General features: G+C 59.9%; 13 protein-coding genes. 10 read left to right on the top strand and 3 right to left on the bottom strand.

Going from position 1 to position 13,868, the window contains the following annotated elements:
• Positions 1-158 precede the first annotated feature (158 nt).
• The 4 genes from ACYZTS_RS01350 to ACYZTS_RS01335 all read left to right on the top strand — a co-directional run bounded on the left by ACYZTS_RS01350 (position 159) and on the right by ACYZTS_RS01335 (position 2,850).
• Positions 159-854 (top strand): OmpA family protein, encoded by a 696-nt coding sequence (locus ACYZTS_RS01350; RefSeq protein ID WP_461993464.1) that lies wholly within the window; start codon positions 159-161, stop codon positions 852-854.
• A 96-nt stretch (positions 855-950) separates the two neighbouring features.
• Positions 951-1,673 carry an OmpA family protein gene (locus ACYZTS_RS01345; protein WP_461993462.1) on the top strand — a complete coding sequence of 241 codons (723 nt, stop codon included), beginning with the start codon at positions 951-953 and terminating at the stop codon, positions 1,671-1,673.
• 147 nt (positions 1,674-1,820) lie between these two features.
• A complete protein-coding gene (locus tag ACYZTS_RS01340) occupies positions 1,821-2,099 on the top strand; it encodes a DUF1145 domain-containing protein (RefSeq protein WP_461993460.1) in 279 nt (92 codons plus the stop codon).
• Positions 2,092-2,850 (top strand): collagen-like protein, encoded by a 759-nt coding sequence (locus ACYZTS_RS01335; protein WP_461993458.1) that lies wholly within the window; start codon positions 2,092-2,094, stop codon positions 2,848-2,850. Before ACYZTS_RS01340 ends, ACYZTS_RS01335 begins: the two co-directional genes overlap by 8 nt.
• Positions 2,851-3,004: 154 nt before the next feature.
• Here the strand turns inward: ACYZTS_RS01335 and ACYZTS_RS01330 are convergent, their stop codons facing one another.
• A complete protein-coding gene (locus tag ACYZTS_RS01330) occupies positions 3,005-3,469 on the bottom strand; it encodes a CopD family protein (protein ID WP_461993456.1) in 465 nt (154 codons plus the stop codon).
• A 98-nt stretch (positions 3,470-3,567) separates the two neighbouring features.
• Between ACYZTS_RS01330 and dinG the strand changes: the two genes are divergently transcribed.
• The 6 genes from dinG to ACYZTS_RS01300 all read left to right on the top strand — a co-directional run bounded on the left by dinG (position 3,568) and on the right by ACYZTS_RS01300 (position 12,180).
• Positions 3,568-5,712 (top strand): ATP-dependent DNA helicase DinG, encoded by a 2,145-nt coding sequence (gene dinG / locus ACYZTS_RS01325; RefSeq protein WP_461993449.1) that lies wholly within the window; start codon positions 3,568-3,570, stop codon positions 5,710-5,712.
• A gap of 96 nt (positions 5,713-5,808) precedes the next feature.
• Entirely contained in the window at positions 5,809-8,250 is a 2,442-nt protein-coding gene (locus ACYZTS_RS01320) for a beta-agarase (RefSeq protein ID WP_461993446.1), read from the top strand.
• A 233-nt stretch (positions 8,251-8,483) separates the two neighbouring features.
• On the top strand, positions 8,484-9,629 hold the full coding sequence (locus tag ACYZTS_RS01315) for a serine hydrolase domain-containing protein (protein ID WP_461993444.1): 1,146 nt from the start codon (positions 8,484-8,486) through the stop codon (positions 9,627-9,629).
• A 115-nt stretch (positions 9,630-9,744) separates the two neighbouring features.
• Positions 9,745-10,854, top strand: a complete 1,110-nt coding sequence (locus ACYZTS_RS01310) for an OmpA family protein (RefSeq protein WP_028622475.1) — start codon at positions 9,745-9,747, stop codon at positions 10,852-10,854.
• Positions 10,855-10,878: 24 nt separating this feature from the next.
• A complete protein-coding gene (gene pdxH, locus ACYZTS_RS01305) occupies positions 10,879-11,526 on the top strand; it encodes a pyridoxamine 5'-phosphate oxidase (RefSeq protein WP_461993442.1) in 648 nt (215 codons plus the stop codon).
• A gap of 189 nt (positions 11,527-11,715) precedes the next feature.
• Complete coding sequence (locus ACYZTS_RS01300) at positions 11,716-12,180, top strand: outer membrane lipoprotein (protein ID WP_028622473.1); 465 nt, start codon at positions 11,716-11,718, stop codon at positions 12,178-12,180.
• 168 nt (positions 12,181-12,348) lie between these two features.
• Here ACYZTS_RS01300 and ACYZTS_RS01295 read toward each other — a convergent pair whose 3' ends face one another.
• On the bottom strand, positions 12,349-12,597 hold the full coding sequence (locus ACYZTS_RS01295) for a pyocin S6 family toxin immunity protein (protein ID WP_028622472.1): 249 nt from the start codon (positions 12,595-12,597) through the stop codon (positions 12,349-12,351).
• Positions 12,582-13,796: an S-type pyocin domain-containing protein gene (locus ACYZTS_RS01290; protein ID WP_461993440.1), complete on the bottom strand. Its 1,215-nt coding sequence runs from the start codon at positions 13,794-13,796 to the stop codon at positions 12,582-12,584. Before ACYZTS_RS01290 ends, ACYZTS_RS01295 begins: the two co-directional genes overlap by 16 nt.
• Between the last annotated feature and the right edge of the window lie 72 nt (positions 13,797-13,868).

The raw sequence follows: 13,868 nt of genomic DNA, 5'->3' as shown, positions 1-13,868 counted from the left end.
CCTGCCCGAAGGTCCAGACATAGAGCCATCTCGCAGCAAAAGAAGCGATCCACCGCAAACGCGGGGCAAATCAGCAGTGGCCTAGTGCTGGCGGAGATTAAAACTCGGGTCTTTACTCCCTGAATCGGTTTCAAGCCGATCCTCAAGGAGAAAACTAGATGAACATAGTTCGGACAGCACTACCCCTGGTTCTGCTAACCAGTGTGTTGACTGGTTGCGCAGGTTTGCAGAAGACAGACTGGCCGACCTGTGCGGCGGTCGGTGGTGTCATCGGTGCCGGCCTCGGCGCGACCGAGGCATCATCATGGGCAGGTTATGGCGCACTGCTGGTCGGCGGTACGGCAGCGGCCTATTGCTGGGTTCACGGTGACGCGGATGAAGACGGCGATGGTGTGCCGGACAGCCGCGACAAGTGCCCGGGTACGCCTAAAGGCGTGCAGGTCGACGCCGATGGTTGCCCTCCGCCTGTACCTGCACCTGTGGTCGAGGAGGTGGTCGTGGTTGAGGAAGAAACCATCGTCATCCGCGATGTTCACTTCCAGTTCGACAAAGCCACCCTCACACCGTCTGACAAAGAAGTCCTCAACACCATCGCAACTCGCCTGAAACAGGAAGCTGCCAGTGCTCAACTGACTGTGGTCGGTCATACCGACAGCGTCGGCAGCGACGCCTATAACCAGCGCCTGTCGGACAAACGTGCACACTCGGTGGTCGACTATCTCGTTCAGAGCGGAGTGCCGCGCGCCAGTTTCGTCTCTGTGGCCGGTGCCGGCGAAAGCCAGCCGGTAGCTGATAACAAAACGGCTGACGGCCGAGCGATGAACCGTCGTACGGAAATCAAGATCAAGCGTTAAGCGCCTCGCACACCGCACTCCGCGCTTGTGTTGGCGCGGATGCGGGTCTTTAATCCTGTGTAACCGGCATCGGCCGGTAACACAGGAGTTTTCACTATGAGCGTTCTCACGAGGACCGTCTTGCCGGTTCTGCTATTTGGCAGCTTGTTGACCGGTTGCGCTACCCACAGCGATGGCACTGCCCCCCTCAATCAACGGACCTGGCCGGTTTGCAGTGTGCTCGGCGGCTTGGTCGGAGGAGGCTTGGGTGCTCTGCAAAGTGGGGGCTGGGCGGCCGGCGGAGCGGCGCTTGGGATTGTCACAGGAGGCTTGATCTGTTTCGCCCAGGATGGCGACGAAGACGACGACGGTGTCTTTGACCGGCGCGACCGCTGCCCTGATACACCCGCCAACACACCCGTCGAACACCACGGTTGTCCGCTGCCGCAATATCCGGCCAGGGTGAAACCCGAACCTGCACCTGCGCCTTCCGAAGTCGTCACGTTGAGCGATGCCAACGACGTGCTGTTCGCCTACAACAAATCTGACGTGACACCCTCAGCCCGCAGCGAACTCGATTCGTTGATGGCGAAATTGCAAAACGCCGATGTGGTGAGCATCAAGGTAATCGGTCACACCGACAGCGTCGGCAGCGATGCTTACAATCAGGGTCTCTCGGAACGTCGCGCCAGCAGTGTCGCTGGCTATCTGTTGAGCCAGGGCCTTGCGCCGAACAAACTCACCAGCGAAGGACGCGGTGAAAGCGAGCCGATAGCAGATAACAATACCGATGAAGGTCGCGCGAAAAACCGTCGCGTGGAACTGCACATCAACCGCTGAACCACGAAATAGAGCCGTCGCGCAGCGATGACTGCCGCTGCGACGGCCATTCGGCGGCCCTCATGAAGAATTTTCATTGCCCTCTGGCTTATCCCGCGTGGAAGCCGTTACTGTGCGCGCAAAGAATAATTCTCCACGGGGGAGCGTATGAAGGTCTTTTGGGGATTGGGCAAACTGTTGACCCTGCTGTTCTGGTTGGTAGTACTGGTCAACCTGCTGTCGCCGTTCGTGTATCCACTGCACCAGCTGATCAATGCGGCGGGCGCTGGGCTGGCGGTCCTTCATCTGCTGGAAGCAGTGTTTTGTTTACGCAGCCTTCGTGGTCGCCCTCATCCGTGGCGTGACCGTTTGAACATCCTCTTTTTTGGTGTTTTCCACCTGCAAACCCTCCCGGCTCCGACCGCATCGAAGGCTCCCCATGCGTAAACTCTGTCTGCTCGCTGCACTCATCAGTCCGTTGGCTTGCGCCCAAGTGGTCAGTGTCGAAACCAACTCGCTGATGCGCCTGCCCAACACCACCAGCACCTTGCAGCTCGAACGCCTGGATGTGGCCGATTACGGCACGTTGCTGATTCCTTCGAACGTGACCGAGGTGTCCGTGGGTGAATTGCACTTGGGTAAGGATGCGCGGATCGCCATCGTGCCAGGTGAACAGGCACTGGCGTTGACGGTCAGCCGTGCGCAGTTGTCCGAAGGCAGTCAGATCACCGCTCGGGGGGCGCCGGGCACTTATCTGAAGGCCGCACGTGCGGGGCGCAATCTGAATCTGCAGATAAAGGCGCTTGACGCACCGCAGTTGTCGATCGATGCGCGCGGCGGTGCGGGTGCGCCGGGTTTTGTCGGTCTTGACGGCGCCAACGGTCAGGCACCGGGTTGCACCTGGGGTCAGGCGGGGCGCGGTGCCAACGGCAGCGACGGCAGCGATGGCCAGCCGGGGGCGCCGGGCGGCCTGGTTCGTCTGGAAGTGCCGCGCGATTACCCGGTCGAACAGATCAAGGTTCAAGTCGCTGGCGGCGCCGGTGGTCTGGCAGGACCCGGCGGCAAGCCGGGGGCAGGCGGCAAGGCCAAGGGCTGCTTCGTTTACAAGGCAGATGGCGGCAAGAGTGGGCGTCCCGGGCTCGACGGGCAGCCAGGGCCTGCCGGCGCAGAAGGCGCGGTGACCCTCCAGCGGATGTAAGGGCACTGCTTTCCTGTGGCGAGGGGACTTGTCCCCGTCGTGCTGCGAAGCGGCACCCAGATGGCGTCAGCGGCGCATGGATTGCGACTGCTTAGGGGCCGCTTCGCGGCCCAACGGGGATAAATCCCCTCGCCACAGGGGGCTGCGCACCGTCTTAAAACATTGGCCTGGCCGCAGCAATCGCCACCAGCACCAACCCGACTATCAAATTAACCCCCACCAACCGACGAATCCGCCCCAGCACCGCAGCGCCCGCTGGCCAATCCTTAGCCACGACCGCTGTGCGTAATTCCGGCAACATCAACGCTTGAATGCGAATGAACAGCGCCGTCATCACCACATACAACCCCATCATCACCTGCACGTAACGCGGCGCGGCTTCGAAGCCGGCGTACTGCAGATGAATCATGCCCACACCGCTGATCGGCAAAAGCACCACCGCCACCCACACCCAGCGAAAGAAACCCTGAAACACTTCCACCCATAGCGTTAACCGCGCAGGGCCTTCCAGCGCCTTCATCGCCGCGGGCCGCAGGACCATCCAGGCGAAAAACATGCCGCCGACCCAGACCAGGGCCGAGAGGACATGCAGGGTATAAACGATGCCAAAAGGTGTCATTGAGGTACTCCGTTCTGCGCGGGATTAATTAGCGCGGTATGATAGCCGCCAATCCAAACCACTGAAAATTTATCCAGCGTTTTTGCGCCCGACAATTCATGATCAGCACCGAACTCAAAACCACGATCCAGGGCGCTTATACGCGTTTTCTTGAAGCCAAGAGCCTCAAGCCGCGCTACGGGCAACGCCTGATGATCGCCGAAATTGCCAAAGTCCTCGGGGCCATCGACACCGACGACGAAGGCCGGCGCAGTGGCGACCCCGCAATTGTTGCGGTGGAAGCCGGCACCGGTACCGGTAAAACCGTGGCCTACAGCATGGCGGCGATTCCCACGGCCAAGGCCGCTGGCAAACGTCTGGTGATCGCAACGGCCACCGTCGCCCTGCAGGAGCAGATCGTCTACAAGGATTTGCCCGACCTGATGCGCAACAGCGGGCTGAGCTTTACCTTCGCCTTGGCCAAGGGCCGCGGTCGCTACATGTGCCTGTCCAAACTCGACATGTTGCTGCAGGAAGGCCACGCCCAAACGGCTACCGCCCAACTGTTCGAAGAAGAAGGCTTCAAGATCGAGGTCGACGAGGCCAGTCAGAAACTGTTCACCAGCATGATCGAGAAGCTGGCCGGCAACAAATGGGACGGCGATCGCGACAGCTGGTCCACCGCCCTCGAAGACGCCGATTGGGCGCGCCTGACCACCGATCACAGCCAGTGCACCAACCGTCACTGCCCCAACTTCGGCCAGTGCGCCTTTTACAAGGCCCGCGAAGGCATGGGCAAGGTCGATGTGATTGTCACCAACCACGATATGGTGCTGGCTGACCTGGCCCTCGGCGGCGGCGCTGTGTTGCCCGATCCGCGCGACACCATTTATGTGTTCGACGAAGGCCATCACCTGCCGGACAAGGCTATCGGCCACTTCGCCCACTACACGCGCCTGCGTTCCACGGCCGACTGGCTGGAAACCACCGCAAAAAACCTCACCAAACTGCTCGCCCAGCACCCGCTGCCGGGCGATCTGGGCAAATTGATCGAGCAGGTGCCGGAGCTGGCCCGCGAGATCAAGACCCAGCAGCAATTCATGTTCAGCGCCTGCGAGCAGGTTGCCGATTTCAAGCCCGGCGAAGACGTCGAAGGTCGCGAGCGGCCGCGCCATCGCTTTGTCGGCGGGGTCATTCCCGAGCACATGCGTGAGATGGGCGTCGAGCTGAAGAAAGCCTTTGCCCGTCTAACCGACCTGTTCACCCGGCTCACCGAATTGCTCAAGGAAGGCATGGACGGCGAGGTCAATATCGGTATCGCAAGCAATCAGGCCGAAGAGTGGTATCCACTGTTTGGCAGCCTGTTGTCGCGCTCCTCGGGCAACTGGGAATTGTGGACCGCCTTCACCGCCGAAGACCCGGAAGACAACCCGCCCATGGCCCGCTGGCTGACGCTGGCAGAGAGCGGTTCGCTGTTCGATATCGAGGTCAATGCCAGCCCGATCCTCGCCGCAGAAATGCTCCGTCGCAATTTATGGAACGTGGCATACGGCGCGCTGGTGACCTCGGCGACTCTGACTGCGCTGGGTACGTTCGACCGTTTCCGCATGCGCGCCGGTTTGCCGAAAAAAGCCGTCACTGCTGTGGTACCGAGCCCGTTCCACCACGCCGATGCCGGTGTGCTGCGGGTGCCGGACCTCAAAGCCGATCCGCGGGATGCGCCGGCGCACACTGCCGCGATCATCCGCGATCTGCCGCAACTGGTCGAAGGTTCGCGCGGCACCCTGGTGCTGTTCTCTTCCCGCAAGCAAATGCAGGACGTGTTCGACGGGCTCGACCGCGACTGGCGCAAGCAAGTGTTCATTCAAGGCAACCTGTCGAAACAGGAAACCCTGAACAAGCACAAGGCGCGCGTCGATGGCGGCGATTCCAGCGTGCTGTTCGGTCTGGCGAGTTTTGCTGAAGGGGTCGACTTGCCCGGCGCGTACTGCGAGCACGTGGTCATCGCCAAGATTCCGTTTTCTGTCCCGGATGATCCGGTCGAAGCGGCGCTGGCCGAGTGGATCGAGGCGCGGGGTGGCAATCCATTCATGGAAATCTCGGTGCCGGACGCCTCGCTGAAACTGGTCCAGGCCTGTGGCCGCTTGCTGCGTACCGAAGAGGACCGCGGCACGATTACCTTGCTCGACCGACGATTGGTGACCCAGCGTTACGGCAAGGCAATCCTCAACGCATTGCCGCCATTTCGTCGCGAAATTTCCTGATACAGCGGTGGGCCATTTCGCCCGCCGCGTTGTCTATCCTTCTGTCATCGCATTTCCACTGGCCCATTGAAGGTCGTTAGGGAGAACTTCGTTCTTATGATCCGCCGTTCGTTGCCCGCTGTTTTCGCTCTGATGTTCGCAGCCCCTGTGCTGGCCGCGCCTGCCGGTCAGCAAACGCTGTTCAACTTTGTGCGCCCCGCCGATGTCGTTCAGGTGGCGACTCAGGACGCCAGCCTGCCGCAGTCCAACGCGGAGCAAACGGCCGAAGGCGAAGTATTGCGCCGGGTGACCTTCAATCCGGTGGCTGAACCGACCTTGCGCCTGACTCCGCAAACGGGAGCCTGGGACTGGTCACAGTCCGGGGTGATGAGTTTGCGCATTCAGAGCGCAATGAATTGGGCCGTCACGCTGTACGTGAAAATCCAGAGCAATGACGGCAAGACCCTGATCAGTCGGGTCGACTTGCCGGCCGGCCCCGCGCAAACCCTGTTGGTGCCGCTGCAGCCGAGCTCTCCGCTGGGCATGGGCATGAAGGCTGGTCCGCCGATGCCGATGACGTTTGACGGCCAGCGCGTATTGCTGGCCAGCAGCGCCGGCGAACTGGATCGCAGCCAGGTAGTGTCGGTGACCCTGTCGATGGATCAGCCGAAGGTGGCACAAAGCATTTTGCTGGAGCGCTTCGGTGTGCAAAACGCCGAGGCGGTCACTCAGGCCGCTTATGGCGGACTCGTCGACGCTTACGGCCAATCGACCCGTACCAAATGGCCGGAAAAGGTCAGCAGTGACGAGCAGTTGAAAAGCGCCGCAGCCAAGGAACAGCAACAGCTGAAAACCTGGCTGGCGGAACGTCAGAAGGGCTCGCTGGACAAGTACGGCGGCTGGACTCAAGGCCCGGCCTTCAAGGCCAGCGGTTTCTTTCGCAGCGAAAAACGCGACGGCCGTTGGTATCTGGTGACACCGGAAGGGCACCCGTTCTATTCGCTTGGCGTTAACACCGTGTCGCCGAACGTCAATCAAACCTACGTTGCCGGGCGCGAGTGGATGTTTGAATCCTTGCCTAAGCCGGACGACGCGTTGGCCACTCATTACGGCGAAGGCGATAACCGCGGCGGCAACGGCGCCGACAAGGGAAGGGGTTACAACAGCGGACGCTGGTACGATTTTTACGGCGCCAATTTGCAGCGTCTGTATGGCGATCCCTGCTCGCTGGGAAGCGATACCAAGGCCGGGGTCGCGGAGGCGGCCAAGGCGGATGCGGTCGAAGCCACAGTCGAAAAAGCCACTGAGCAACCCGTCGCCCCTCCGTCAGAAGCGAAGGCCGGTGTCGCCGAAGCGGCGAAGACTGACGCGGTCGATGCAACCGTTGAGACGGCGGCCGCGCAAACGGCCTCGGAAACCTGCAAAACCGTGGTCGATGAGAAAAAGTGGGCTCATCACACACTTGATCGCCTCCAGGCTTGGGGTTTCAACACCATAGGCAACTGGAGCGCGCCCGTGTTCGACAACCTCGATAGGGTGCCCTACACCTTGCCTTTATCAATTGTCGGCGATTACGCCAGCATCAGCACCGGCACCGACTGGTGGGGCGGCATGCCTGACCCGTTTGACCCACGGTTTGCCATGGCCACTGAACGCGCCGTGGCCATTGCCGCCCGCGACCATCGCGACGATCCTTGGCTGATCGGTTACTACGCCGACAATGAACTGGCCTGGGCCGGCCCCGGCAATGATCAAAAAGCTCGCTACGCCCTGGCCTACGGTACGCTGAAAATGACCACCGACGTGCCGGCCAAGCGCGCGTTTCTCAAGCAACTTCGCGACAAATATCGCAACCAGGCTGGTCTTTCCAAGGCCTGGGGCATCGACTTACCGGCCTGGGAGTTGATGGAAGACCCCGGTTTTGTGCCGCCACTGCCAAGCGCGGAGTACCCGGAAATAGAGGCCGACTTCAAATACTTCCAGAAGGTGTTTGCCGACACTTACTTCAAGACCATCGCCGATTCGCTGAAATGGCACGCGCCAAACCAGCTGTTGCTGGGTGGGCGTTTCGCCGTAAGCACGCCTGAAGCCGTCAACTCCTGTGCTCAATACTGCGACGTGCTGAGTTTCAACATGTACACGTTGCAGCCGCAGGACGGCTATGACTTTGCAATATTGCGGAACCTGGACAAGCCTGTGCTGATCACGGAATTCAACTTCGGTTCGGCTGATCGCGGCCCGTTCTGGGGCGGCGTGACGCAGCTGGCCAAGGAAGAAGATCGCGGTGCGGCTTATGCCAACTTCCTCAAACAGGCCATCAGCGAGCCATCGATTGTCGGCGTGCACTGGTTCCAATACCTCGATCAGCCGGTAACCGGTCGTTTGCTGGACGGTGAGAATGGTCACTTCGGGCTGGTGGGCATTACCGATCTGCCGTTCCAGGGTTTTGTCGAGACTGTGCGTAAAAGCAACTTGCAGGCGGTTGACGGGCTCGTCAACGCAACAGAGAAAGCCAAGGCTGAACCAGAGAAGGCCAGCCAGACTGGCGACGCCCGCTGAGCCTTGCTACCCCGCGTAGGGTTTTTCGCGAGCGGGCTTGCTCCTGCATGAGATCGTTTATACGAAGATCCATTGTGGGAGCGAGCCTGCTCGCGATGGCGTCCGTCAGCTCACTAATTGTTCAAATCCTGCACATGGGCAAACAACCGCCCGGCTCAACCCTGTTCCCAAAACCGCCAATGGCTGGAACAATGCGGGCCACAGCGTAGAGCGTTCAACCGAGGAAGTTGCGGGTGCAGATTCAGGGTCATTACGAGCTTAAGTTCGAAGCGGTACGTGAAGCTTTTGCGGCGTTATTCGACGATCCTCAGGAGCGCGGCGCAGCGTTGTGTATTCAGATCGGTGGGGAAACCGTGGTCGACCTCTGGGCCGGCACCGCCGACAAGGACGGCAGCGAAGCCTGGCACAGCGATACCATTGCCAATCTGTTCTCCTGTACCAAGACGTTTACCGCGGTCACTGCGCTGCAACTGGTTGCCGAAGGCAGGTTGCAACTGGACGCGCCAGTTGCTCGCTATTGGCCCGAGTTTGCCGCTGCCGGCAAGGAATCAGTCACGTTGCGTCAGTTGCTCTGCCATCAGGCAGGGTTGCCGGCGCTACGCGAATTGCTCGCCCCCGAGGCGCTTTACGACTGGCAAACCATGGTCGATGCTTTGGCCGCCGAGTCGCCCTGGTGGACGCCGGGTCAGGGCCACGGCTATGCCGCCATTACTTATGGCTGGCTGGTTGGTGAATTGTTGCGGCGCGTCGATGGCCGCGGCCCGGGTGAGTCCATTGTGGCCCGCGTGGCCAAGCCTTTGGGGCTGGACTTCCATGTCGGTCTGGCGGATGAAGAGTTTCACCGCGTGGCGCACATCGCTCGGGGCAAGGGTAATGCCGGCGATGCCGCTGCCCAGCGTCTGCTTCAAGTCACCCTGCGCGAACCCACCGCCATGACGACCCGGGCATTCACCAATCCGCCTTCGGTACTAACCAGCACCAACAAACCTGAATGGCGGCGAATGCAACAGCCGGCCGCCAATGGTCATGGCAATGCGCGCAGCCTCGCAGGTTTTTACGCCGGCCTGCTGGATGGCAGCCTGCTCGAAAGCGAGATGCTTGATGAGTTGACCCGCGAACACAGCATTGGCGAAGACAAGACTTTATTGACGCGGACCCGTTTCGGTCTGGGTTGCATGCTCGATCAACCGGATGTGCCCAACGCCACTTATGGCTTGGGCTCGCGCGCGTTCGGTCATCCGGGGGCAGGCGGCTCCATCGGGTTTGCCGACCCTGAGCACGATGTAGCGTTCGGCTTCGTCACCAATACGCTGGGGCCTTACGTTTTGATGGATCCGCGCGCGCAGAAGCTGGCCCGGGTGATGGCCACTTGTCTGTAAAATGCGCCGATGGGTTCCAGGGCCGGAACCCAAGTGCCTTAATGGTTTCAAATTGCCTGTTTATCCGGTTCATGCCGGCCTGATTTTTTTATGACTTCATCTTTGTGGATATCCAATGTCATCTAACAAAACTTTCGCCTTGGCCCTGTGTTTCGCCATTACCGGTTGCGCACAGACTCCGCAAAATGATGCCGATGGCAGTAGCTGGTGGCCGTTTGGTTCCTCTGACAAGGTCGCCGCAAAGGAACCGACTCCGGCTCCGGCACCGCTGAAACCTGCTGCAACTGCCCCGGTCGCCAAGGCTGAGAGCGCCAATCCATGGTATTGGCCATTCGGTTCTGAAGAAGTGCTCGACAAAAAACCTGAGATCAAACCTGAAGCCAAACCGGTCGAAGTGGCCAAGGCTGAAGCCGCAGCGGGTGGCAAATGGTGGTGGCCTTTCGGTGGTAAGGATCAGCCGACCGTCAAGGCTGTGCCACTGCCGGATCCGAAGGTGACCCAAGCCTGGCTTGACGATTACGAACCACGCCTGCGTACCGCAATCAAGGACAGCAACTTGCAACTTGAGCGTCGTGAGAACGTATTGGTAGTGACCGCACCGGTTGAAGGCTCGTTCAACCCTGACCGTCCTTCCATGCTGCTGCCGGTCACACTGGGCCCGTTCACCCGTGTCGCGAAAATTCTTGAACTCGATCCAAAGACTGCAGTGTTGGTACTCGGCCACAGTGATACGTCTGGCGCTAATCCGGCCAATGTCAAACTCAGCCAGGAACGCGCACAGGCCGTTGCCTCGATTTTCCGTCTCAGCGGTTTGCAGCGTGATCGTCTGATGCTGCGTGGCATGGGCAGCGAAGCCCCGCGCGCCGCCAACGACAGCGTTGAAGGCCGTGCCTTGAACCGTCGCGTGGAACTGTTGGTGACGCCGCAGAACACCATGGTCGCACTCCTAAGCAAGTACAACATGCCGGCACCGGCGCCAATCCGCATGGTCGCCGCGCAGGATGTCAAACCAGCCGTGGTGCCGGTTGCCCCAGCGCCTGCCGCAAAGAAAGTCGCCCCTGCACCTGCCGCGAAGAAAGCTCCGGCGAAGAAAGCGGCTGCCAAGGCTCCAGCGAAAAAAGCGCCTGCCAAGGCTGCGACCCCGGCGAAGAAAACGGCGCCGGCCAAAGCCAAGGCCCCAGCCACCGACAAGAAAGTCGCAGCTGCTGACGCTGCGAAGAAGTGATTCGTTAACCACAAGGAATGCGCCATGACCCAGGGCCTGGCTGATATGCGTCGCGACTACACCCGTGATGGCCTGACCGAGGCGCAAGCCCCGGCCGAGCCTTTCGCACTGTTCCACCAGTGGTTCGCCGACGCGGTGAAAACCGAGCAGGCGCCGGTGGAAGCCAACGCCATGACCCTGGCCACCGTCGACAAGGACGGTCGGCCGCATTGCCGCATTCTGCTGCTCAAAGGCCTCGACGAGCAGGGTTTTACGTTTTTCACCAATTACGACAGTGCCAAAGGCCAGCAGCTTGCCGCGAACCCGTTCGCGGCAATGACGTTCTTCTGGCCAGCCCTGGAGCGCCAGGTGCGGATTGAAGGTCGGGTCGTGAAAGTCACGCCTGCTGAATCCGATGCTTATTACCAGGTTCGTCCGCTGGGCAGCCGCCTGGGAGCCTGGGCTTCACCTCAAAGCCGGGTGATTGCCGACCGTGACGAACTTGAAGGGTTGCTGAAGAACACCGAGCAACGATTCAGCGAAACGCAGCCGCATTGCCCTGAGCACTGGGGTGGCTATCGCCTTCTACCTGAACGCATCGAATTCTGGCAGGGCCGACCGAGCCGTCTGCACGATCGCCTCAATTACCGTCTACAGAGCGCAAACTGGATTCTTGAACGTCTGGCACCCTGAGTAGTCTACCGAGCGGGATAGCTGACCCTTCAAGTCTGCGGCGCAGAAGACGCCATTTGGCGCTACTGTGTGGTGAATTCGCGAGACGTCTGTACCGGAACTGAATGAAACCAATTTTATCCGGGCGATACCGTGACAGGCGTCAAGCTGCGGAGTTTAATGGATACCTGTCTTTTTGGAGTTGATGCTATGCGTAAGTCTGTTCTGTTGGTTGCTTCCTTTTCCACGATGGCAATGTTGCTCACTGGCTGCCAATCGAACCTGACCGGTGACTCCTATTCCCGTGACGAAGCGCGTCGCGTGCAGACGGTTCGCATGGGCACCATCGAAGCGCTGCGACCGGTGAAAATCGAAGGCACGAAAACCCCTATCGGCGGCGCAGCGGGTGCCGTTGTGGGCGGTGTCGGCGGTAGCGCCATCGGCGGCGGTCGTGGCAGCATCGTTGCCGCAGTGATCGGCGCAGTCGCCGGCGGCCTGCTGGGCTCCGCCACAGAAGAAGGTCTGACTCGCACCCAAGGTGTTGAAATCACCGTTCGCGAAGACGACGGCAGCATGCGCGCCTATGTGCAGCAGGTTCAGGAGAACGAAGTGTTCCGTGTCGGCGAACGTGTGCGAATCGCCACGGTGGATGGCACGAGCCGCGTTTCGCACTAAGCGGGAACGAGCGGAAAAAGAAAACCCCGATCAGGTGACTGGTCGGGGTTTTTTACCAGTGGTCTCTATAGATGAATAAGATCTAGTAGTTGTGAGTGGCGGACTGGATCGATGTTGAAACAATGGGCCCGCCTAACGTGCATCGAAGAAGTGACGCTTATCGCACGCTCACCCAGCGCAGGTGCCCATGTAGAACTCCAATCCTTCAGGAAACGAAACACCCAAAAGCTTGGCAAGATCCGAAACTTGTTCGTCAGTTAAAAGCAATTCCCCAGGTTCAAGGTCTTTCAGCGCTTTTCCTTCAATCAGTTGGGCAACTCGTTCGTTGAGTTCGCTGCCGTGAATGTCTAGGTCAAACTGCAGGCTGTCGTCTTGTTTCTCGTCTGGATAAAACCCAGTGATCAGTAAGTAGCGCATCGAATAATCCTGTATCTTGAGGTTTTTCTGCCAGGCTTGGCCGGTTTCGTCTGGTCGCCGGTGATATGGTTGTACTCTCCCAGATGATTTCCCAACTTGTCATATTTCTCTACTGCATTGCTCTCGTAATCCCATTCATATATTCGCCCTTTCCGGTCGACCCAACGTGCGCGTTGCTTACCGCCGCCTCGAACAGATGATTTTGACTTTACCCGCTTGGCATCAGTGAACGCAGGCAGATATTTAGGATGATTGTGGTAGTCATGATCTCCATTTTGATTCATGACAACATAAACCGGCCGAACCCCCGATCCCACCGGAAACACAAGAATGAAATCCTTGTACTCCGGCGGATACACCGGGTTCACGATGATGCCGTCTGCCTGCTTGGTCGGCGGGTACACCCAGATGTGTGGCGCCTGCGGTGCGGCTTCCAGCGCAGGGATGCCGAGGGTGTCTGAACCGTCCACGGCCGGCGTCCAGATCAGTTCAACGCCCTCGCCAAGGTCCGCGACATATTGACTGCCCCGCGCAGTGAACTGCACGACGTCGACCATTTCCCAGTCGCGATTTTTACCTGTGTAAAAACCGTATCCCTTCTGGCTGCCATTAGCGTCCTGCTCGATATGCAGACGCATACGCGTCCTGGCTTTCTCCAAGGCACGCAATTGATCTTCGGTATAGAGCGCGCTGTCGCCAAGGCTGGGTGACCAGACCATGGCCACCACCGCGGCCAATACGGCAGTTCCCGTGGCGCCGATGGCCGCAATTGGCACGGCGAGCGCCGGGGTCGTCAGTGCAAATCGGCCAATGCCGAGCGCGACGGTGCTGGCGCTGATGGTTTCGAGATTGAGCAGACCGTCGTCGTCTGCAGCGCGGGCGCCGAGCCAGGCGACTTCGCCGTAATCCTTGAGACTGTCGGTCGGCACCATTCCCGAAGGATTCGAGTAATCGATGATGGCGTCCGGCAGCTTGCAGGACTTGGCGAAGACGCATCCCGCACGGATCGTTGGGTCTTTCGCTGCGGTGACCTCACGGCCGTGCTCAAAGGTCTCTTGCCGCGCGAGCATGGCATCGTAAGCACTTTGTCGTGCATCGCGCTCGGCCAGTTCAGTGGCCGTCATCAGGCGGTCCGTGACGATATGCCCGTCGCCTGAAGGTGGGTTGCGAACCCGGGGAATGTCCTTATTGCCAGCCACTGATCATCCTTGCGTTCGTACGTCGCCGGCCCCGGTGCGGGGTGGAGCGACGTTAACGAACGAGGTTGATCG

It is taken from the genome of Pseudomonas sp. TMB3-21, assembly GCF_054898145.1.
The sequence above is the reverse complement of the archived record's forward strand: the minus strand, read 5'-3'. Positions and strand labels throughout refer to the sequence as shown.

Coding starts and splice junctions, on each gene's coding strand:
- ACYZTS_RS01345 (WP_461993462.1), top strand. CDS start 951: ATGAGCGTTCTCACGAGGACCGTCTTGCCGGTTCTGCTATTTGGCAGC.
- dinG (WP_461993449.1), top strand. CDS start 3,568: ATGATCAGCACCGAACTCAAAACCACGATCCAGGGCGCTTATACGCGT.
- pdxH (WP_461993442.1), top strand. CDS start 10,879: ATGACCCAGGGCCTGGCTGATATGCGTCGCGACTACACCCGTGATGGC.
- ACYZTS_RS01340 (WP_461993460.1), top strand. CDS start 1,821: ATGAAGGTCTTTTGGGGATTGGGCAAACTGTTGACCCTGCTGTTCTGG.
- ACYZTS_RS01300 (WP_028622473.1), top strand. CDS start 11,716: ATGCGTAAGTCTGTTCTGTTGGTTGCTTCCTTTTCCACGATGGCAATG.
- ACYZTS_RS01350 (WP_461993464.1), top strand. CDS start 159: ATGAACATAGTTCGGACAGCACTACCCCTGGTTCTGCTAACCAGTGTG.
- ACYZTS_RS01320 (WP_461993446.1), top strand. CDS start 5,809: ATGATCCGCCGTTCGTTGCCCGCTGTTTTCGCTCTGATGTTCGCAGCC.
- ACYZTS_RS01330 (WP_461993456.1), bottom strand. CDS start 3,469: ATGACACCTTTTGGCATCGTTTATACCCTGCATGTCCTCTCGGCCCTG.
- ACYZTS_RS01295 (WP_028622472.1), bottom strand. CDS start 12,597: ATGCGCTACTTACTGATCACTGGGTTTTATCCAGACGAGAAACAAGAC.
- ACYZTS_RS01335 (WP_461993458.1), top strand. CDS start 2,092: ATGCGTAAACTCTGTCTGCTCGCTGCACTCATCAGTCCGTTGGCTTGC.
- ACYZTS_RS01310 (WP_028622475.1), top strand. CDS start 9,745: ATGTCATCTAACAAAACTTTCGCCTTGGCCCTGTGTTTCGCCATTACC.